The organism is Pectobacterium wasabiae CFBP 3304 (assembly GCF_001742185.1).
Lineage (GTDB): Bacteria > Pseudomonadota > Gammaproteobacteria > Enterobacterales > Enterobacteriaceae > Pectobacterium > Pectobacterium wasabiae.
On record NZ_CP015750.1, the window covers coordinates 2,763,693 to 2,785,367 of the forward strand.

Genomic DNA, 21,675 nt, shown 5'->3' on the forward strand with positions numbered 1-21,675 from the left:
TGGCGGAAAATTCGCCGTAAATCGATTTATTGCCGAACAACCAGTCCGGCGTGGTTTCCTCTGTTTGCTGTGGCCTCATCTTTTTTACCCCCGAATGTCACCCTTTTGATGTATTTCTGCTCCGCCTTGAGCTTTAGATAAATGTTGCAAATGTTAATAATTGTGAGGCGATTCAAGTTATCAATATTGCTGTACTTGTATGGTAGTAGGCGTTAGCAAAGTTGTCTGTTAGGAAGGGTAAGTTACGTGAAACGCGTTCTCAGGGAGAAAAAGCGATAAGTAAACTCGAACAAAGCCCGAGAGCTTGTTGCCACGTGGTTTTAGCTATCCAGTCATGGTGATGTTCATCGTGGCATGTTGGTCTGCAGAGTGAGATAAAAAATATGCAAAGAATTAGTTTTGATGTCATGAAAGCGACAGTAAAGAATGCATTCCTGAATGCGGGATTAAGTGAGCAAAAAGCAGATGTTTGCGCGCAAATTCACACGGAGTCCAGTTGTGATGGCGTCTACTCGCATGGCTTAAATCGCGTATCTCGGTTTATTGACTACGTCAAAAAAGGTTGGATCGATATTCAAGCTGAGCCTACTCAGGTTAAGTCATTGGGCGTGATGGAGATCTATGATGGTAACCAGGGGATTGGTATCACTAACGCTTTGTTTGCGGTTGAAAAAGCGGCGGAGATAGCGCGTGAAAATGGCATAGGGGTTGTTGCTTTACGTAATACCACGCACTGGATGCGCGGCGGAGCATACGGTTGGAAAGCCGCGGAAAAAGGTCTTGCCGCAATTTGTTGGACGAATACAGAATCGTGTATGCCTGCGTGGGGAGCAAAAAATACCCGCTTAGGCAATAACCCTTTTGTCATGGCTGTGCCGAGAGAAAAAGGGCCGATCGTATTAGATATGGCCATGTCGCAATATTCATACGGCAAATTGCAGGTTACGCGGCTTAAAAATGAACGTTTGCCATTCCCCGGTGGTTTCGATCAGCAAGGACATTTAACCGATGAGCCGGGACCCATTGAACAATCTATGCGCATCCTCCCTACCGGATACTGGAAAGGTTCTGGGATGGCAGTTTTGTTAGATGCGATGGCGGCGTTATTGTCTGCGGGTCACCCGACAAATGAGATCGATAACATTGGTAAAGGCAGTTGTACCGGAGCCAGCCAGATTTTTATTGTTTTCGATCCCGCCCAACTTGGCGGCTGTGAATTTAGCGATCGCATGGCTGATAGTGTGGCAGATTACGTTAAGTCATCAATGCCGGCAGAAGGTAAAAACGAAGTTTATTACCCCGGAGAAAATTCAGCTAAAAATCGAAAAGAAAACCTTGTCAAAGGCATTCCCGTTGATGATGGGGTATGGGCTGAAGTCGTTAAGCTGGCGCAAGAGGTGAATAACTGATCGTTGGTAATATTCTGCAACTCGATAGAAGCCGTGCTGAATTACCTGAGGCAATCTATAAGGTTTTAGTTCGATTACACAGTCCGTCCGCAAGGTTGTGGCGAAAGTGCCGCTTGAGCTTATAAATTAAAAAGAGAGGTTCAGTAATATGATATTTCGTTATTATTGAATGACAACATTAAACGTTGATTTTATGAACCAAATTTTCTCATCTCCTTCACTTAAATCCTAATAGGAAAGTGATGGGCTTATTATTACATTCAGATTTTAACATAATTTAAGTCTTTGTGATAAACATCGCAAAATAATTACGTGGCGATAAAAAACGGCGCTTACTTGTATGGTAATGGTGTGCAGTGTTTTTTTATTATTAATGGCATAGTGTGATTATGAATGAAGCATAAGTTAAGTTTGATTGATAAGTGAAATTTAACCAACTGATATTTAAGGATGAACAAACATTAATTAAGACTCGGGGAGTTATTTTTCTAATGCCTTGGCGGAAAAATATTTTACCCATCGATATGTTAAAAATAGCAGGGCTGGTATTTTTACATGCGTAACTTTTCCTTTGGAGAATAGAGAGATATGTCAAAATATACCTTAAGTTTCGAAATGAAATATTTTTATGTTCTAACATCGGGGATAGGTAGAAAAATAGCACTTGCTTCATTGCTTTCTCTTTTTGCCTTATCTCCTGTTGCTGCTAAAACCTATGATTTCAACTTGAGCACTGCGTTAGCGCCAGACGATCCTATTTATGCAGGATTTAAAGAATTTAAGAAAAATGTTGAAAAACGCACGGATAAAAAAGTGCGAGTGCGGTTATTCCCAAGTGGTCAATTGGGGGCTGATGGGGAGTTGATTCAGCAGGCTCAGGTAGGAAGCAATGTTGGCGTTCTTACCGATGGCGGTAGGCTGGCGCAATTTGTGCCAGAGTTGGCAATACTAAATGCACCCTTCTTATTGTCAGATTATGAGCAAGCCTCAAAATTTGTCGCAACTCCCCTATTTAAAGGATGGGAATCACAGTTACAGGATAAATCAGGTTTGGTCAGCCTTTCATTCAACTGGTATCAAGGTTCTCGTATGATGATTACGAAAAAACCTTTCACGCAGCCGGCTGATTTAAAAGGTGTCAGAGTAAGAGTACCTGATGCCCCTATCGTTATCGAAACAATCAACTGTATGGGAGCCTCACCAACACCTATGGCGTGGTCCGAAGTTTATTCTGCCATTCAGACAGGTGTAGTGGATGCCGCCGAAGCGCACCCAACGGCGTTATACGGTTCTAAGCTCAATGAGGTGGCTAAATATATTACTAAAACCAATCACTACCACTTAATGACGTCAATTATTGTTGGCAGTAAATGGTTTAGCCAACTTCCCGAAGAATATCAGAAGATTCTTCATGAGGAATCTTATAATGCAGGCGCATTCGCATCCCAAAAAATTATAGAGCAAAGTAATATCGTTTTAGAAAAAATGACAAAAAGCGGTGCTAAAGTGGAAGAGATCGATCTCAGTCCTTTTATTACCGCCTGTGCTAATACACCCGCTAAACTTGGATTAGAATCCGCGCGTGATAGTTTGAAAGCCGCGTTGGGTACCCAATAAATTAGCTTAATTACCTCTGTGCCGCTCCCGCCTTTATGGCGGGGCGTTGTGTGAGATATTGCAGATGAAAACACTGATTAAAATAGAAATAGCCATTGCAAAAATTATGTTTATCATCATGGTGATACTTATTTTGGTTGCGGCTATTGGACGAGCAGTGGGGTATCCACTGATTTGGTCTATAGAGATATCCATGGTTTTATTCGCTTGGGTAAGTATGTTCGCTATCCATTATTCTCAAGCCAGTCAACGCAATATGGGAATTGACTTTCTATTGAAGCGGTTGCCTGAAAAATTACAAAGTGCAATAGATTATATTAATAGGATTTTGATTATATCATTTCTTTGCTTTGGGACTTACTCCGGGTATCTTTTTGCCTGGGATACTCGAGCCCATGTATTACCTATTTCCGAGATGAACCATGTTTTCTTAAGTGCAGCAGTTCCGACAGGATGTTTGTTAATAATGTTTACCTGTGTTGAGCAACTGATTGATAAAGTTAAATCCAGTCGAGCATTATCTGTTAGAGGTGATTTACTATGATATGGTTGACCGGTGTATTATTTATTGTTTTTATGTTGATGGGCATGCCTGTAGGATTTGTTATTGCCCTATCAAGTTTGGCCTATTTCTTTACGTCAGATTTTCTACCGCTTGGTATCGCTTTTCAAAAGTTTGCAGCGCCGACACAGTCATTTCCGATGATTGCAGTTCCTCTGTTTATCCTGGTTGGAAATTTACTGACACGAACAGGTATTACTGAGCGTTTATTAGATTTTGCTCGTCTACTGACCGGCTGGATGATTGGTGGACTGGCGCAAATTAACGTATTGCTCGCGATGCTGATGGGCGGGGTTGCCGGTTCGGCGGTTGCTGATGCGTCCATGCAGTCGCGTATGCTCGGGTTCTCTATGATCGATCGGGGCTATCCACGGGCTTATACGGCAGTTGTTATCGCTTTTGCGTCATTGATCACGGCTACGTTACCCCCAAGTATCTTGTTAATTTTATTTGGATTTGTGGGGAACGTTTCTATTGGTAAATTATTCCTTGCGGGCATTATTCCAGGCTTTTTGCTGACGATAACCCTGATGATAACGAATTACATCATGGCTCGTCGTATGAAAATCCAACCAGAAATGTTGTCAAAGCCGACGTTCAAAGAGGTTATGGTGAGCTTTCGCCGCGGTTTTTGGGCGCTGATGTTCCCCGTTATTCTCATTGTAGTGATTCGTTTAGGACTGTTTACTACTTCAGAAGCAGGGGCATTTATTGTTCTCTACGCCATTATTATTGGTGGTTTGGTTTATAAAGAACTAACTTGGCAAGGGATGCTTGATACGCTGACTGAAACGCTAAGCGATCTTGGTATTGTCATGCTCTTGGTTATGGCTGCCTTTATTTTGGGGCATATCAGCGTGTTGGACCAGTTGCCCCAGACAATGACTGAGTTCATTACTGAGTTTACAGAAAGCCCGACAGGTATCATGCTACTGATTTTTGCTTTGGTGCTCGTCATTGGTATGGTTTTGGATGCCAGTCCCCTGGTTCTATTGCTGACCCCAATATTATTGCCTATTGTGACAGAAATAGGTTATGACCCTATTCATTTCGGAATCATGTTCATTACCTTAACGTTATTGGGAGCGAATACGCCGCCAGTTGGTATTTGTATGTACACGGTCTGTGGGATTCTAAAATGTGATACCGTTGATTTTATGAAAGCTTCAGTACCCTACTTATTGGCGTTCATCGTTTTCGTCGCGGTATTATTTATCTTCCCGCAAACGGTAATGTTCTTGCCTAATTTGCTCATGCCGTAATTGACTCACGCCATCGTGTTATTGGTGTTTAATGATGTATTTTTAAATATGAGGTATGCGCTAAGCAAGCCGAATGTCGGTAGCAGTTAAACGAAACGCGTTTAGGGAACGACTGACTCCCGGCAAGAGGTATTCTGTTTCTCATTATCCTCCCACTGACTGGTGTGGGTGGGGGGATGAGAGAAGCTAGCGAATGTGCAGTTTGGTGTATAGCAGGTTAGTATGGCAGGCAGTAAGTATGGCGGGTATAGTCCTGAATTAACATGTATCATAAACGGTAAATTTCTTGGGTAAACACAGTGGCATGGATACGTCTTTTCAAATCAACAACAATGAACCAGTAAACCAGCAAATATATCGCGTACTGCGCAAAGACATTGTGGAATGCAATATTCCACCGGGCAAGTTGCTGTCTGAAAAAGAAATTTCTGTGCGTTTTGATGTTTCCCGCCAGCCAGTCAGAGAGGCTTTTATCAAGCTGGCCGAAGCCGGGTTGGTGCAGATCATGCCGCAGCGCGGTACGTTTGTGATGAAGATCTCCGAGCAGCGCGTGGCGGAGGCCCGTTTTATCCGTCAGGCGTTGGAATGTGCCATTGTGCGCCGGGCAGCCGAAATGGTGACGGATGAACAACTACTAACGCTAGAGCACAACTTACGCCGTCAGGAACTGGCCGCGCAGAATGAACAGGTGCGTGAGTTTCTTAGCCTCGATGACAGCTTCCATCAGCTTCTGACACAGGTTGCCAACTGTCCGCTGGCGTGGGAAACCATCGAGTCGATCAAAGCGACGATGGACCGCGTGCGTTTTCTCAGCCTGAGTCAGGTATCTCCCCCGCCAAGCCTGATCCAACAGCACTACCTGATTTTTAACGCTCTGAAAGCGCATGACCCCGATGCGGCGGAAAAAGCGATTCGTGAACACTTGCAGGAAATGATCTATTCAATCACGCCGATCGCACAACAGAATAGCGACTGGTTCGAGCACGCCTGAGCGCGTTGAAGAAGGGCTTCCACTTCGATCCTTTAGACAAGCTATTTCATTGGTATACCCTAAATAATTTGAGTTGCATGAAGGCGGCGACGCAGTGAATCCCCAGGAGCTTACATAAGTAAGTGACTGGGGTGAGTGAGGAAAGCCAACGCATATGCAGCTTGAAGAATGACGGGTATAAAGCTATTTCAGCGGCTGTGCCAGATGAATCAACCACAGCTCGTTGTCGGCTTCTGGCTTCTGCAATGGTTTGATTGCTAATGTTGTCTCGACCGCCTTGCCATCTCGCGTAAGTTTGCCGTCGGCCGTCGCCTGATAGTCGTCCGCCTTATCTTTTTCCTTCACGGGAGAGTGCAGCACGGATTGCAGGCCAAAATCGTTGTCATTGATGACGGCTAGCGTTTGCTTATCAACTAGCGCCAGGCCTTCCACTTTCTCCTGCTGCCAGCCGAGCTTACGCAGGTTAACTAACTCCTGCTTGTGCGCCAGCGTAATGCCGCGTTTTTCCAACTGCGCGGGATCGTCAAATTCTGGTGATTTCCCCTCGGCATCGAACGGCGTCAGATCGCTCGCCTTACTGAGATCGACCAGATAGATGCGGTTCTGCATCTGCTTGTCTTTATCCGCACCTTGCTCGACCAGCAGAATGCGCTGATTATCCAGTGCGACGATATCGCCGATCTTGGCATCTTTCGCTTTCTTATAGCTGTCGATGTTGATGGGATAACCCAGCATACGACTGGTTTGCGTTTCCGGGTTAAACATCACCAGACGCGTAAACTGCGCTTTGTTTTTGCTTTTACCATCGATATCCAATGTACTTTGCACGGCCATGACGATGGTGCCGTCCGGCAGGCGAGTCAGGCCTTCAAAACCGCGATTCGGCTGACGCCATTTGATGATATTTGGTAAGCCGCTGGCAACAGAGTGTTCATTACCCGTAGGCGTCGGCCCGAATTTTTGCAGGATTTTCCCGCTGGCATCAATATGGATCAGGAAAGGGCCGTATTCGTCACACAGCCAGAAACCGCCCTTGCCATCCGGCGTGATCCCTTCGGTGTCCAGCCCGCGCTGGCTGGTGCTGAGCGGTTGTAGCGCGTCGTTCAGTGCGACTTCGTTGGTGGTGCCGATAAAATCCGCAGGCAGGGGCAGGCCAGTGATATTGCCCTCAGCATCGTGCAGCGATCGAGGATTAATGGCTTCGGCGGCTTTCGCGCTAACCCGAATATCCATAATTAGCGGTGCAAAGTCGGGGCTAGCGAAGATCTTGGCCTCTTTTCCGTCAGACAGCGGTGCATCGGCATTTGGGCCGCGATCGGTGACGGTGGTGAACATCAGGTCATCTCCCTGTTTGCCCGTGAAATAGAGGCCAGAGCCAATACCAACCGGCAGGCCGTTGGGAAAGTCTTTGGCGAATTTTCCCTGATACGGGACATGATCGCCAGCCGGGAAGGTAACGATATAGCGCGTTACGCTTTCTCCTTCGGCTTGCGCGCTGAACGGCAGAAATCCGGCAACCAGCAGTGCTAACAATGTATGTTTCATGGGGGGCTCTTTTGATATGAGTCGATTTGACAGAAGTATCGTCGGAGCATAGATAATAGATATGTCAGTTCTGTGATCGCACTCCTGATTTTGCAAGGAAAGATGCGATTTTTATGGCATATCGTTGCTTAGGGAGGGGGGAGTTATCCTTTTCCCCTGGGTTTCCTGAAGACGAAAAAGAGTTGCAGCGTGTTGCATAGCACCAGAAAAGCGGTGACGACGAACACCCAGCGGAACCCCATCAGTGCGGACACGCCGGAGCCCATCAGCGGCCCCAACACGTTGCCCAGGTACATGAATGACTGGTTATAGCCAAAGATACGGCCTGTTACCTGCTGGCTGCTGTATTTGACTAATAGCGCCTGCACGGTTGGCATCAGTGCGCCATCGGCAAAGCCCAGCATGAAGCGCAGAATGCCAAGCTGTGTCGGACTCTGTACCATTGCCATAACCAAGAATAGCAGCACGCTGATCGCCAGCGCGGCGATCAGGACGCGATGTGCGCCAATCCGGTCACCTAAGCGGCCAAGACGCGGTGCCGATAGCAGCGCGGATACGCCGGGAATGGCGGCAATCACGCCGCTGATAAAGGCAATATTGTCCGTACCGGGAGCCAGATCGCGGATAAACAAGGTGAGAATGGGGCTGATGGAGCCGTTTGCCATTTGGATCATCATCGTCGTAATGAACAGGCAGATGATGAGCGTTGGATAAGGCAGCGAAGCAAAAACGGCTTTCCCGCTGAGCCGATTCTCTTTTGTGACCTTAACCACGCTCTCTTTAATCGCGAAAAGCGTAATCAGGAAACTGGTAAACAGCAGGCCGCCAGTGATGAAAAAGACGATGCGTAGCCCGATGTAATCGGCCATAAAGCCGCCAAATAAAGGGCCGAGGATGACACCAGCGATCTGCCCGGTTGATAGCATACCCAGCGCCCAACCGCTTTTTTCACGCGGAACCTGCGAGGCGATCAGCGCCATCGCGTTAGGAATGTAGCCGGAGGTCAGCCCCATTAACGAACGCAGGATGAACAACTGCCACACGTTGGTCGCCAACCCTTGCAACGACATCACGATCGCCATACCGAGTGCGGCGCGCAGCAGCATGAGCTTGCGGCCTTTACGGTCGGCGAGGCTTCCCCACAGTGGTGCCACAGCGGCAGAAATGAGAAAAGACGAACTGAAGATCAAACCAGACCACAGGCTCAGCGATTCGTGTGAATTAACACCGAGCTGCTCAATGTACAGCGGCAAGAAGGGCAGTATCTGGCTCATGGCCAACCCGGTGAAAAAGCATCCCAGCCAGGCAGAGAAGAGGTTAAGTTTCCAGGTTTCCATGTGGACGGAAGGGGCCTTCATCAGCGAATAACCAATAGCGAAATCGTGGTGACCGTGCGTGAAAAATGGGCTAACGGACAGTAAATAGCGCTCAATTAATAACGAGATGTGACTAAAATTTCGTCTTTCATCATGAGCATAGCATAGCCCGTAGCGTATTGGTCACTAAGAGTAATGATTCGCAACAAAAGAAAATCAGCATGGCAGGGAGTTGGTGCGGGTAAATATAATTTTGTGATTCACGTCACAAAAAATGTGCTTTTGCTAAGCAGGCGTTGTAGAATTCTTCGACATAAGGCAAAGCATCGCCATTAAGAGAACCGTTATTCCATCGCGTGATTAAAGCTATTGCTTAGTTAAACAATAAGTTAAGTAAAAACAAGGTGAAAAAAGTGCGTAACTTCTTTAAAAAAATGCTGGCGGCTTACCTGAATACTTATAAAGACGTGCCGCCTGGCGCACTGTTCTAAGAATCTGTGCTATGCATCGCATGAAACAGGCCGCCATATTGGCGGCCTGTTTATTTATGGGGCCGACTTATTTTGAGAACCAACGTAACGTGGTTCTGAGCTAGCCCCATACCTTTTCGTGGTTATCCTATTTTGTGCTGTAGACCGGAACCGCCGTCACTTCTGGCACGGCGTCGGTCAGGTAAGCACCGGCTGCGCTGCTTTTGACTTCCTCTTCATCAATAAAGCCATAGAACACGCCTTGCGACGCGGAAACGCCGCGAATTTCCGCGTCCCCGCGCATTTGCGCATTGCCTGACAACACAATGCCGCGTTCATAGGCTCCCGGCCCCATGAAGACCGTATGCAGCCGTGCATTATCACGGACGATAGTATCACCCTGCATTACGGTCAGGCCGCTAACAACGGCACGTCCTTCCACCGTTCCGCTCAGAATCGTTGCACGATCTTCAATTCTGGCGTTATCCCTCACCGTACCGCCGATCACGCGTGCATAAGGCCCGACGTATGCGGTAGGGGCGACATTGGCGGAGTTAGCTACCCAGCCGCCGCCGTTTGGATGGCGAGAGCCGTTGGCGGTTGGATTCGGTGCACCGGGTTGGCTGCCTTCTGGCCAAACGCCAGTGAAATCAGCCATCCACGGATAGCGGTAAAGGGAGTAGTAAGCTTGATCCCACTTGATCTTCTGCATTTGCGACGGTGTACCCATCACTACCATGTAAATGCCGCGATCGTCCTGTCGGATAGTGAAGTTTTTCAGCGTAGCCGATGCGCCCCGCTGCAATTCGCTGTAACGTGAAACGCCGTCTGAGCCAATCGCAACAATACCCCAGCGCCAGTCGGAATTCGGCTGCGGCATGGTTGCCGGATCGTTTTTCAGCCCAGGGAAACGGGTAATGGCCGATTTACTTTGCACCATGCCACGGAATTTGACGGTGATTTTCGTCGCACCACTTTCAGGGATTAACCGGACGATGTTGTAGCCCAACTGCTGTGGAGCCTGATCGAACGGTACAGAGAAGCGTCGAAGGTTGGTGCTGGCACCGACAACCGGCTCAAGCGCTGTCGTTCTCAACAGGCGGTCGGCGTTGCTCTGGTTAGGTTGTACCGCACCATAGCTGCCGTAGGTTGAACGATAAAAACGACCACGGTCGAAACCATCTGGATCGACGTAATCCCAGTTGACGTTGTGCATTGCCCAGTCGCCGAAGATATCGTTGAATTCAGACTGGCTCCACGCCATGTTGGTACGCAGAACGGACAATGGATCGGCAGTAGCCTGACCGCTTTCGCCCCCTTTCGGCGCTTTTGACCACATATCGTTGATAACGCCATAGCCAAAGCGGTTTTTCAGGTATTCCATAAACTGCCAGTTGCAGTAACGGTTACGGGTTGAGCCGAGATAAATATGCGAATAGTTGACCTGCATTTCCGAACAGTGTGCAGACGTACCGCGGAATTCATCCATCTGGTGCGTCATCCAGTTCGCATGGGATTCCCAAATCCAGCCAACGTAGTCTGCCCCGCCCGAACCCTGAAAACCACCGGTTTGGCCTTGTAACGCATGGGTAAATTCATGCGCCAGCCCCCAGTTATCCTTCAGTGAAGCGGGGCCGATCCACATTCCCATGCTGCCACCGCCAGCAATACCGCCGCTGAGGCCAAAAGTAGGATCGATGTGAATATTGGCTTTATATTTTACGGTTTGCTTGCAGTAAGGCTCGGGGTACTGAATTTGGTTAATGAACTTATCCCAAATTTGTTCCAGTTTCTGCCCGGCGGCAACCGCGTCATTACGATTAACGTCGTTATTATTCCAGCGGAAGGCAAAGTGCTCAGTCTGGTATTTCACGGAAGGCATATCGGTGATGGAACTATTTACCTGCCAATTACCTGCGACGCAAGCTTCAGCGGCGTTTGCCGTATTGACCATCAATGCGCCGCTTAAAACGAGTAAACAGTTTATCGGCGTGAGAAGTGTTTTCATCTTTGGCATAAATCCTTTTCCTAGCATGAATATTGCTAATCAGCCTTATTATTTTCTGAGAGTGAATTTCTCTTCTATATATAAGGCCCATCCCAAGGCCATCATGGCCTATATCCGTTATACTTCAAGTTACCTGTACGTTGGCTTTCCTCGTTCACCCCAGTCACTTACTGATGTAAGCTCCTGGGGATTCACTGCGTCGCCGCCTGCATGTAACTCGAATTATTTAGGATCTATTTTACTTAAGTGAAAAAATATCGGCCTCTATGAAAAGAGGCCGATATGGATTATAGATTAACTTTATCGCGTAACCTATTTCATTTTAAATTTTGGTTATGCTCGAGTTTCTTAAAATAAATAGAGTTGTTGGTATAACGCTTAATTATCCAATAAAACAGGCTGGCAGCCAGTAACGAATTAAACGCTGGCACGCCCCACTCAAAGGCTAACCCGATGATGGCCCCAACAACGCTGGCGATAATAGCCGGCCAGCCAATCAGCGGCGTTTGTGCACTGTCGGGTAATTTGCCTTCGGCACGACTGGTGTCGAGCAGCGTTCTGTGAGTGCGTAAAATATAATAATCAACCAGCATCACGCCGATAATCGGTGGGAATAGCACGCCCAATAGCGTCAGAAAATCGATAAAGCGGTCCAGAATACCGGCTACGGATAGTGCGGTGCCGATGAGGCCAATCACCAGTGTGATTGATACATAGCGTAGTTTTTTTCCCGTGACGCCTTCTATCGCGTTGGCGATTCCCAAAGAGGAAGAATAAAGGTTGATATCGTTCACCCTCAATGTCGAAAATATAACGGCAATCAGCCCGATACCCCCTGCCGCCTGGGACATGATCGTCACAACGTCTGCGGTATTGAGTGCGCGGGCAATAATGATGGCGAGGCCATTCACAATAAATTCCCCGACGATAATCGACAGCATCGTCATCCAGAAAACGTGTTTTCCTTTTTGGGAATAACGCGTCATGTCTGGAGTAATTAAGCTGGCGACAATGCAACCGCCTACCACCATTGTCGCACCTGCGCTAATGGAAATGACTTCGCCGTTGGGAGCTGAGGCAAGCAGCTCAGCAATATTGTGGCCGGAGAGCGTCATGATCGAGATATAGCCGACAACGATAATAAACATCGGTACGGCAATTTTGGCGGTGAAACGTAATGCTCTGAATCCAAAGGCAACCAGCAGCGTTAGTGCAATACCGGAAAGGGCAGCAGACCAGCCAAAACCGAGCTTGTTCTCCATCGAGAAGTTGAGTGCTTTGGCGAATACGGCATTCTGGACACCGAACCAACCTATGAGGCTAATGGCGATAACCAACCCAATCAGGACTGATCCAATACGGCCGAAACCGCACCAGCGCGCAAGCAGACTGCCGGACATCCCTTCTTTCATCCCGGCGTAGCCCAATCCCACCGTTACCACGCCAAAAATGGCGCTGCCAATAAAGATGGCGATAAAGGCTTGGCTTAGCGTCATTGAATGGCCGAGCACCGCGCCTAACATAAATTGGTCTAGCGCGGTTAGCATACCGATGTGTACTAACGCTACGTTTAAAAAAGGCAGTCGAACATTTAGCGGAACGCGACTGACTGGATAATCATCGATTTTTTCCATGTGGATATATTCTCTTATATAAATTGAATGCCTTTTTCTATCAGGGAATTGGGAATATAACCATCAATCCCAAGATGACGACAAAATTCCTCAAATTGAGGTAATGAATGAGTCTCCGCCTTTTGATACATGCTATATATTCTGTTCTCGATAGTTTTTGGTGATACGTTCATTTTTCTTGCGATTTCTTTGTTTGAAAAACGCTGTAACATCAAAAATATAGTGTCAAGTTCTGACTGGGTAAAAATACTGGTAGTTAACTCGGTTTGTAACGTAGTCGGTTTTTTATGGTCTATATAAATAAGTGGAGAGCGCGTATCCATAGCCCTGGCATTCCACATCGTACCAATGCACACCTTATTTTCATCAAAGATAGGAATCTTTTCGCTGACGAAGGGCGTCAGCGTTTTCTTTCCATACCAATAGTGTGTTTCGATCACGGTTACGCGCTGTTCACTATTTTCTGTCAGCCTGTCATGCTCTTTTAAATCATCAGAAAGCTCCGCCCAACTGGCAGGAAATTCATCATCTAACCGTCCTTCAATATCAAAACGTATTGGCGTATTGGTATAAAGGTAAGCGGCTTTATTCATGTAAACATGGCGCGATGATAAATCTTTAATACCCCATGGTTCATTTAAACACTCCATCATAATAATCAGGTTGCGAATATAATCAGTCATGTTTTCTTGTGATGATGGCATCCTGCCCTCCTTAATAGGTCGGGATTAATTTAACGGATCAGTTTAGCTAAATAATGTCGAGTATGCTTGTGCGCGTAACCCGGTAGGTTGCCATATTCCTTGTACCCTAATTTTTCGTAGAATCCCTTGGCTTGAAATTCGAATGTGTCTACATAAGCCAGATGACAATCGCGCTTTAGTGCTTCTTTTTCAGCCGTTTGCATGAGTTTACGGCCAAGGCCGCTTTGACGATACTCTTCACTAACCCAAAGGTATTGAACTTCCAATGCTCCCCACCAGGTTCTGGATATTAATCCAGCAATAATGTTACCTTCATCGTCTTTGAAATTTAAAAAAAGAGGTGAAATATCAACGGCATCATACTGTGCGTTGTGTTTCCACAGGCTTGCTATTACAAATTCTTCTTCATCCGACTCTGGTGTGTCAGTAATATTTAGATTCATTACAGTAAAACCTCATTATTAGCATGCTAAATTATATTTCCAATATGAATATTTCTTTATCATATTAAATATATTTAAGCAAGGGTGAGTTTCACTCGTTTTTAGATTGCAATGTCACGCTATGATAAACACATCATCTGATATGTTTTGAACGTATGGTGATAAAAATAGAAATTAAACATGTGTTTGCCTCACCAGGGAAAACACCAAATAAATTATAATAAAATTCAGGTTGTATCGAAAATATGTTTTTTATGAGTAAGTTGCTCGTTTGTTGATCTTCCTGAAACTTGATTTTTGCTAAAAACAGAGGGGGCATGATAAATCATGCCCCCCTTTTTTCACCATTTATTTTTAGTTTACTTCAGCTTCAATTTCCGCCAGTGCAACAATACGACGTTCTGCCGCCGCACGCGTTGCCGCTTCTGCCATCATTTGAGCGCGGAGCCCATCATAAACGCCGGGAACGGAAATGGCCTCTGGCGTACCCGCGTTACGTACAAATACCGTGAAGGCGTGAATCGCGGCGGCGTAGCTTGGTGCCATGCGGATCATTGGATCTTTAGGCAACCCTTCCGTCAGGACTTTATCATCAAAAATACGCATGACGCTGCCTTCGGTAATGCGTGATGACTCAGCCAGTCCGCCTGTGCCAAATACTTCAATGCGATCGTCATAACCATATACGGCTCGGCGAGCGTTATCGATTTGGCAAAGCGCGCCGCTGGTGGTGCGCAGCGTCACCATCGCAGTATCCACGTCGTTAGCTTCAAGAAACAGCGGGTCGGCAATGACTGAACCGAAGGCTGAGATATCCGTGACTTCTTCACCCGTTAACCAGCGTACCAGATCGAAAAAGTGGATCATCTTGTCATAAAACAGGCCACCAGAAACGCGCAGATACTCCAGAGAAGGGATACCGTTAGGACCGCGTGACGTGATTTGTACGGTTTGTACTCGACCAAGACGCCCCCGTGTAATGTCCGTTTGTATCGCGGCATGGTTACGATCGAATCGACGGTTAAAACCAACCATTACCTGCTGTTGCTGCTCACCCAGTTCAATCAGTGTGCGATGCGCTTCTGTCAGCGTTGAGGCCAACGGTTTTTCGCAATACACCTTCTTTCCCGCTCGCACGGCGGCCAGCATCAGCGGGCAATGCGTTTCCGTTGACGATGCAATAATGACGGCATCAATTTCATGCGCCGCAATGAGTGCTTCCGCATTAGGGAATACGCGAGCACCATGCTCGGCGGCAATCGCCTCTGCCCGCGTCGTCAATGGATCGGTAACGGCAACAAGGCGTGCAAACGGGTGATTTTTCAGGTGTTGAGCGTGCACTGAGGCAATGCGACCGGCACCAATAAGTCCGATAGAAATCAAAATGGTTCTCCAATGGTTATTCGGTAATCATGAGTTATCGCGCGTAATTAGCCGACGGTCATCGGGAGATCGTCCGCGTCTGCCCATTCGGACAGCGAGGCATCGTAAAGCGCGACATCAGGATGGCCGAGTAGCGTCAGGACAAAAACGTCGGCACTGGCTGCTACGCCGTGTCCGCAATAGGCAATGACTTTTTTATTGTCGAGATTGAGTGTGGCAACGGCGTCGCGCAGCCGATCTAACGGAAGATACGTTCCACTGGTGGGATCGAACAGGCTGGCGGCGGGTAGATTATGGCTACCGGTGATGCGTCCTGCACGACCGTAATTGTTTCCCTCCGCGCCGGCGAACTGTGCGGGTTGGCGTGCACTAAGGATGCAAATGTGCTCATTACCGATAGCACCCAACACGTCATTCTTCTCGGCGATGAGGTGCGGACGTAGCGTGGCAACGAACTGGCCTGCCGGGCGATAGCGGCTCTTGCCACTTTCGAGCGGCAGGTGTTCACGCCGCCATTTTTGCAATCCACCATCCAGTACGGAGACGTTATCAAAGCCAAAAACACGTAACAGCCACCAGACGCGAGTCGCCCACCACGGATCGGCACTGGAATAAACCACAATGTGTACACCGGGACGCACGCCAAAGCGAGTCATGGCAGCGGAGAAGCTCTCTGGTGTGGGAAGCATGTATTTATAGCGATGGGCGTTATCAGACAGGTCGGCCTGGACATCAATAAACTGTGCGCCGGGGATGTGACCAGCCTGAAAATCCGCCCGCGCGGGTTCTGCGCGGTACAGCGTTTTTTCATCAGGGACTAAACGGGTGGTACAGTCAAAAATCAATATGTCGGGATCGGTTCGATGGGCTGCAAGCCATTTGGTACTTACCAACCCGTTAGCATATGGCGTCTTCATTATGTTTTGTCCGTTGCTATTACAGCACTTTGTCCAGAAAGGCTTGTGTACGAGGGTCCTGTGGGTGATCAAAGAATGCCTGCGGCGTGTTGCTTTCAACGATCTTTCCCTTGTCGGTAAAGTAAATACGGTCGGCAACCTCGCGGGCAAAACGCATTTCATGGGTGACCAAAATGCAGGTCATGCCGTCACGCGCCACATCCTGAATGGTGGTCAGCACTTCTTTGACCATTTCGGGGTCTAATGCCGCCGTTACTTCGTCAAACATCATCACTTCCGGGTTCATACACAGCGCTCGCGCAATAGCTACGCGCTGCTGTTGTCCGCCGGATAGCTCGCCTGGATAAGCATTGGCCTTGGCTTCCAGATGCACTTTTGCCAACAGCTCGCGGGCGCGCGTTTCCACGTCTCGCGCTGGCTGTTTTAACACCTGCATGGGGGCCATCATGATGTTTTCCAACACAGTACGGTGTGGGAATAGGTTGTAGCTCTGGAAAACCATTCCTACCTTACGTCGCAGTGCCAGCGCATCTAGCTTGGGATCGTTCACCTCAATGCCGCCGACGGTGATCGATCCTGCGTTGATCGGTGCCAGCGCGTTGATGCAGCGCAGTAGCGTAGATTTTCCAGAGCCGGAAGGGCCGATAATACAAACAATTTCTGAACGTGCGACGGACAGGGAAATACCGCTCAGCACGTTTGTTTTGCCGAAGGATTTATGAACATCGGTGAGGATTACCTGTGCAGGCAGCGTATGCGTATCAGTCATCAGCGGGTTCCAAATTGCCACGTCCGTTCTAAACGGCGTGAAAATAACGAGATCGGAAAAACAAAAGCAAAAAAGAGGATCAGCGTAATGCTATAGGCTGGCAGAATCAGGCCGGGGCGTGTTTCCGTGGTGAGAATCGTTTGGGTGATCGTCATGACTTCCTGTACGCCAACCACATTAGCCAGCGATGTTGCCATAACCACTGAGCAATACAGGTTCATGGTGGGAGGCACCATTTGGCGTATCGCCTGCGGTAAAATGATCGTGAGCGTGGTACGAACGCTGCCGAAGGCGAGGGCAGCGGCCGCTTCCCACTGGGTGGTGGGGATGGATTTCAGCCCGCCGCGCACAATCTCCGAGGTATAACCACTGACGGGAATAGCCAGCGCCACAACGGCTTTCACCCAGTCTGGAAAACTGAACCACGTACCTGCAATCTTGATCTCAAACGGCAGTAGGAACATCACATAAAACATGATGACCAGCCAGGGACTGTTGCGAAAGAACAATGTCAAAATGCGGGCAGGCAGTCGGATAATCGCAAGGTTAGCCATTTGTGCCGCACCCAGCAGCGTACCGGCCAACATGCCAATCGCCATGCTCAGAACCGAGATGAGCAAATTGAGCCCAAACCCTTTCAGGATCAGCGGTAGCCAGGGAAGCAATACTGCGAAAGCGCTGCCTGCTGGAAAAATTGCGTCTATGATCGTCATCGTCCTAGCCCCGGTACTTTTAGCCAACGCTCCAGCAGTTTCACCAACAGCGTGAATATGCCCATTAACCCCAGATAGCTGAGTAGTACCACGTTCATCATTTCGAGCACGTTGAAGTGTTCCGTCCAGATTTCATGCGCCACATACAAGGCTTCTGGTACTGCGATGGCATAAGCAAGCGCAGTACTCTTGACGATCTGAGCCATGTTATTACCCAGGGCAGGCAGACTGGTGCGAAAAGCCAGCGGTAAAATGATATGAATCATGGCACGGGTACGGTTGTAACCGAGGGATTCTGCCGCTTCGACCGTGGTTCTCGGCACAGCTTCAATGCCTGCTCGCAGGATTTCAGCGACAAATGCGCCGTATTGCAGTGACAGAGCGATAACCACGAATTGAAACGGCGATACCAGCGGTAGTTCGCCGTTTTGTCCGTAAGTGGAAAGGTGAAAGTAAGAGCCGATACCAAAGAATAGAAAGTACAGTTGGGCGAGCCCCGGCGTATTACGAAATAATTCGACATAGGCCGTGACCAGCCAGCGCAAAGGCCGCAGGTTGGACTGTCTGGCAAACACGCACAGGAACCCAATGAGCATTGAGCCAAGGAGCGACCAGACCGCCAGTTCAACGGCAAGGGTAAGCCCGGTAAGGTATTTTTGGGCTTCCCATGCGTTGTAAAATACCGAAAAGTTCCAGCCCGTTTGCTCGTAGAGCGCTTTAAACCCATCGGCGATAAATGACATCATTGTTATAGCTTAATGGCTTCTTCGTGGGCTTTTACTGCAAACGGTGCCGGTTTCAGTCCCCATTTTTTCGCCAGTTCAATGATGGTGCCTTGCTTGTTCCAGTCTTTGATCACATCGGAAATGAATTGAGTAAACTGTGGTTCGTTAAAGCGAACCGCCAGACCCCATGGACCTTCGGTAAACGGTGTCAAATTTTGAATGAGGTAATCTTTCCAGATACCGTCTTTGTCGTTAAGAAAACGAGCCTGAAGATAGCTGTCATCGGATACGAGTGCGGCGCAGCGTCCGTCACGTAAGGATTGATCGACTTCTTGTTGAGTCTGGAAAGCAACGATGTTGGCACCAAACTTCTGTTCTAACGGTACGTTCCAGCTCGATCCCTGGTTGCTACAAATCGCTTTGCCTTTCACTTCTTCCCAGTTCGAGAAGGTTACGCCTTTTTTCGTCAGCAGCGCTGGGCCAGCGGCGTAATAGTAAGGTTCGACAAATTGTACCAACTTCTTGCGCTCTTCACTGACCGTCAATGAAGTAAACAGAATGTCGCATTTGCCCTGTTGCAGGAATTGCACGCGGTTTGCGGGCAAAACAGGAACCAGATCCACTTTGACCGTTTTACCCAGTTGCGTGGACAACCGTTGAGTAAAGTCATTCAGCAGATCGATGTGCAGACCTTTGGTTTCTCCCGAGGACTCCAGGAAAGCCAGCGGTGGATTATTGACGTTTGTACAGACCGAAATTACGCCGCGATCGGCAATTTTTTCCAGCACATCAGCGTGGGCAATCGTGGGAATAAATGATGCGGCGAGCGCAACACCACTCAATGTCATCAGAGAACTCAGTGTTGTTTTTGACATATGATCAATTTACCTTAGTTAAGATAAGAGCCTCTGATATATTTTGCTCACGAGGCAGCCCAAAGATAGAGGGAAATGTAGGGGGAACTGCCATTTTGTGTCAATAAAATCAACATTCGATTAAGTTGTATATATATCAACTTTTTGCATATGCCCGTTAATAGAGAGAATGGAAACGTGAAAACCCGCAACGTCCAGCCAGTGACGAACGCAACTGAAGAGGCGACTCGAACCGAAAGCGTGAAAGGGGAGCTTAAGACGCTGACAAAAGGCCTGGCGGCGCTCGATTTGCTGATACATAACCAAACGGTGCGAACCAGCGATGTCGCCGATGTGCTTGCGATAGATAAAAGTAGCGCATCGCGTATTCTGCAAACGCTGGCTCAGGCGGGCTATGCGCAATCCGGCGAACGTCGCAGCTTTATGCTCGGGCCCAAATTGGCTGAGCGGCCGAATACCGTGCGTCCGCAGAAAAGCCTGCGCGTGTGTGCCCGGCCGGTTCTGGAACGTTTATCTGCCCGTACCGGAGAAGCGGTGCATTTATCGATTCTGGCTGACGAACAGGTTTTGTACCTGGATACGATCGAATCCCGCTACTCTTTGCGGGTTGATAGCCGTCCCGGTACTCTGGCTCCCTTGGCGTACACGGCGATTGGCCGGATTTTTCTGGCACTGGCGGATGCACCATTACCCGAACAATTGCATGCGCAAACGGAGCATACCATCACCGATCCACGTCTCTTTCAGATCGCGCTGCAGACTATCGCACAGCAGGGTTACGCACTGCATGATGAAGAGTTTCATTTGGGAATTCGTGGCGCGGCGGCACCGTTGTTCGACCGCAACGGTTACGTCATTGGGGCTGTTGGCGTTTCAGGTCCAACTGTCCGTATTCGCACCGAAGACCTTGATGCATTAGGCGTCCTGGTACGTGAAGAAGCGGAGAAATTTATCATGGAATAAGGGATATTGCCGTGTCTTCCGGCGTGTTTCTTATCCCGTGGCATCAGGTTCATGTCAATTCGGAATATGATGTAATATTGCTGTATATGAAAAATACAAGATAGTTGTTGATTTAGGGATGGGTTGCGGCAGACTGGTAAAAAGAGAGGAATCGGGCCAGCCCATCAACGAGAACACGATTTATCATGAAACCTGAAACGAAGGTTATCCATGCCGGACGCCATCCAGACGATTTTCTTGGCACGGTGAATACACCGGTCTACCGTACATCCACGGTGATTTGCGGGTCGATGGCGGAATGGGACAATAAGCAACGGCAGCAGACATCTTTCGATGAGCCGGAACTTTTCTACGGCCGACACGGCACGCCAACCAGTAAGTCGCTGCAAGAGGCCATCGCCGAGTTGGAAGGTGGCTATAAATCTTTTGTTTACCCTTCCGGTGTTTCTGCGTGTACCACGGCCATTTTGGCTTTTACTTCGGCAGATGATCATGTGCTGGTGCCTGACAGCGTTTATGGCCCGGTGCGCCAAATTGCTGGCACGTTGCTGAAAAGATTTCGCATCAACGTTGAGTTCTACGATCCCGCACTTGGCGCGGATATTGAAAAATTATTCCGCCCTGAGACTCGTGTGGTCTACACCGAAGCGCCAGGTTCAATGACGTTTGAAATGCAGGATATTCCCGCCATCGCCGAGGTTGCTCATCGGCATGACGCCATTGTGGTCATGGATAACACCTGGGCTAGTCCGTTGTATTTTCAACCCTTTACTAAAGGTGTCGATATCTCTATTCAGGCGGCGACAAAATATATTGTCGGCCATTCTGATGTCATGATGGGAATTGTTACCGCCACCGAAGCCACCTACCAACGTCTAAAATCGACTACGCATGAGTTGGGTTTGCTTGCCAGCCCTGATGATTGCTATCTGGCGCAGCGTGGTTTACGCACACTGCATGTCCGTCTGGAACGCCATTATCAAACAGGGCTTCGGCTTGCCGAATTTATTGCCCGTCAGCCAGAAGTTGCTCGGGTCATTCACCCAGCCTTACCCGGCGATCCGGGATATGCCTTGTGGAAACGTGATTTCACGGGGGCATCGGGGCTCTTTGCGTTTGCGCTGCACCCCGAGCTAAGCCAAAAGCGTACTGCGTTTGTTGAAGCGCTCACCTTGTTTGGCATTGGCGGATCCTGGGGAGGCTACGAAAGCCTGATCCTGCCACTGAACCCTGTCCGATCGGTTCACCCGGATGCGCATCCAGGCACGCTGCTGCGTATTCACGCGGGATTAGAGAGTGTGGACGATCTGTTGGCCGATCTGGAGCGGGCTTTTGCCCTTATTCGCCAACCTTAGCCTTCCATTCGGGT

At 48.5% G+C, this 21,675-nt stretch carries 20 protein-coding genes; 8 read left to right on the forward strand and 12 right to left on the reverse strand.

From position 1 onward, the window contains the following. Positions 1-383: 383 nt before the first annotated feature. From yiaK to A7983_RS12535, 5 genes are all read left to right on the forward strand, one after another. The gene (yiaK, locus tag A7983_RS12515) at positions 384-1,409 is read left to right on the forward strand and encodes a 3-dehydro-L-gulonate 2-dehydrogenase (RefSeq protein WP_005971962.1); all 1,026 of its coding nucleotides are present in this window, start codon (positions 384-386) and stop codon (positions 1,407-1,409) included. 588 nt (positions 1,410-1,997) lie between these two features. After that, positions 1,998-3,026 (forward strand): C4-dicarboxylate TRAP transporter substrate-binding protein, encoded by a 1,029-nt coding sequence (locus A7983_RS12520; protein ID WP_005971965.1) that lies wholly within the window; start codon positions 1,998-2,000, stop codon positions 3,024-3,026. 64 nt (positions 3,027-3,090) lie between these two features. Beyond that, entirely contained in the window at positions 3,091-3,570 is a 480-nt protein-coding gene (locus tag A7983_RS12525; RefSeq protein WP_005971968.1) for a TRAP transporter small permease, read from the forward strand. Beyond that, the gene (locus A7983_RS12530; protein WP_005971971.1) at positions 3,567-4,850 is read left to right on the forward strand and encodes a TRAP transporter large permease; all 1,284 of its coding nucleotides are present in this window, start codon (positions 3,567-3,569) and stop codon (positions 4,848-4,850) included. The genes A7983_RS12525 and A7983_RS12530 overlap by 4 nt, the downstream gene beginning before the upstream one ends. A gap of 304 nt (positions 4,851-5,154) precedes the next feature. Beyond that, on the forward strand, positions 5,155-5,841 hold the full coding sequence (locus A7983_RS12535; protein WP_005971973.1) for a GntR family transcriptional regulator: 687 nt from the start codon (positions 5,155-5,157) through the stop codon (positions 5,839-5,841). A gap of 183 nt (positions 5,842-6,024) precedes the next feature. Here A7983_RS12535 and A7983_RS12540 read toward each other — a convergent pair whose 3' ends face one another. Then, positions 6,025-7,386, reverse strand: coding sequence for an esterase-like activity of phytase family protein (locus tag A7983_RS12540; protein WP_005971976.1), 1,362 nt, complete (start codon positions 7,384-7,386; stop codon positions 6,025-6,027). 143 nt (positions 7,387-7,529) lie between these two features. Next, complete coding sequence (locus A7983_RS12545; protein ID WP_005971978.1) at positions 7,530-8,723, reverse strand: multidrug efflux MFS transporter; 1,194 nt, start codon at positions 8,721-8,723, stop codon at positions 7,530-7,532. Positions 8,724-9,115: 392 nt separating this feature from the next. Between A7983_RS12545 and azuC the strand changes: the two genes are divergently transcribed. Then, a complete protein-coding gene (gene azuC / locus A7983_RS24875; protein WP_014914323.1) occupies positions 9,116-9,193 on the forward strand; it encodes a stress response protein AzuC in 78 nt (25 codons plus the stop codon). A gap of 127 nt (positions 9,194-9,320) precedes the next feature. Here the strand turns inward: azuC and A7983_RS12550 are convergent, their stop codons facing one another. The 10 genes from A7983_RS12550 to A7983_RS12595 form a co-directional block, all read right to left on the reverse strand. Then, positions 9,321-11,189, reverse strand: coding sequence for an Svx/AvrXca family virulence/avirulence protein (locus tag A7983_RS12550; RefSeq protein WP_005971980.1), 1,869 nt, complete (start codon positions 11,187-11,189; stop codon positions 9,321-9,323). Positions 11,190-11,497: 308 nt separating this feature from the next. Further along, the gene (locus A7983_RS12555) at positions 11,498-12,814 is read right to left on the reverse strand and encodes a purine-cytosine permease family protein (RefSeq protein ID WP_005971983.1); all 1,317 of its coding nucleotides are present in this window, start codon (positions 12,812-12,814) and stop codon (positions 11,498-11,500) included. Positions 12,815-12,828: 14 nt separating this feature from the next. Continuing rightward, the gene (locus A7983_RS12560) at positions 12,829-13,518 is read right to left on the reverse strand and encodes a helix-turn-helix transcriptional regulator (protein WP_005971985.1); all 690 of its coding nucleotides are present in this window, start codon (positions 13,516-13,518) and stop codon (positions 12,829-12,831) included. Positions 13,519-13,547: 29 nt separating this feature from the next. After that, on the reverse strand, positions 13,548-13,961 hold the full coding sequence (locus A7983_RS12565; protein ID WP_005971987.1) for a GNAT family N-acetyltransferase: 414 nt from the start codon (positions 13,959-13,961) through the stop codon (positions 13,548-13,550). Positions 13,962-14,315: 354 nt separating this feature from the next. Next, on the reverse strand, positions 14,316-15,344 hold the full coding sequence (locus tag A7983_RS12570) for a Gfo/Idh/MocA family oxidoreductase (protein WP_005971989.1): 1,029 nt from the start codon (positions 15,342-15,344) through the stop codon (positions 14,316-14,318). Between the two features lie 47 nt (positions 15,345-15,391). Continuing rightward, positions 15,392-16,261 carry a sulfurtransferase gene (locus A7983_RS12575; RefSeq protein ID WP_005971992.1) on the reverse strand — a complete coding sequence of 290 codons (870 nt, stop codon included), beginning with the start codon at positions 16,259-16,261 and terminating at the stop codon, positions 15,392-15,394. A 19-nt stretch (positions 16,262-16,280) separates the two neighbouring features. Continuing rightward, a complete protein-coding gene (locus tag A7983_RS12580; RefSeq protein WP_005971994.1) occupies positions 16,281-17,030 on the reverse strand; it encodes an amino acid ABC transporter ATP-binding protein in 750 nt (249 codons plus the stop codon). After that, a complete protein-coding gene (locus A7983_RS12585) occupies positions 17,030-17,743 on the reverse strand; it encodes an amino acid ABC transporter permease (protein WP_005971996.1) in 714 nt (237 codons plus the stop codon). Before A7983_RS12585 ends, A7983_RS12580 begins: the two co-directional genes overlap by 1 nt. Continuing rightward, a complete protein-coding gene (locus A7983_RS12590; protein WP_025919888.1) occupies positions 17,740-18,489 on the reverse strand; it encodes an amino acid ABC transporter permease in 750 nt (249 codons plus the stop codon). Before A7983_RS12590 ends, A7983_RS12585 begins: the two co-directional genes overlap by 4 nt. A 2-nt stretch (positions 18,490-18,491) precedes the next feature. Beyond that, the gene (locus A7983_RS12595; protein WP_235778037.1) at positions 18,492-19,343 is read right to left on the reverse strand and encodes a transporter substrate-binding domain-containing protein; all 852 of its coding nucleotides are present in this window, start codon (positions 19,341-19,343) and stop codon (positions 18,492-18,494) included. Positions 19,344-19,520: 177 nt separating this feature from the next. Here A7983_RS12595 and A7983_RS12600 point away from each other — a divergent pair, with 177 nt between their 5' ends. Beyond that, positions 19,521-20,306, forward strand: coding sequence for an IclR family transcriptional regulator (locus A7983_RS12600; RefSeq protein ID WP_152413545.1), 786 nt, complete (start codon positions 19,521-19,523; stop codon positions 20,304-20,306). Between the two features lie 185 nt (positions 20,307-20,491). Continuing rightward, positions 20,492-21,661 (forward strand): cystathionine beta-lyase, encoded by a 1,170-nt coding sequence (gene metC / locus A7983_RS12605; protein ID WP_005972004.1) that lies wholly within the window; start codon positions 20,492-20,494, stop codon positions 21,659-21,661. The last annotated feature ends 14 nt before the right edge of the window (positions 21,662-21,675 follow it).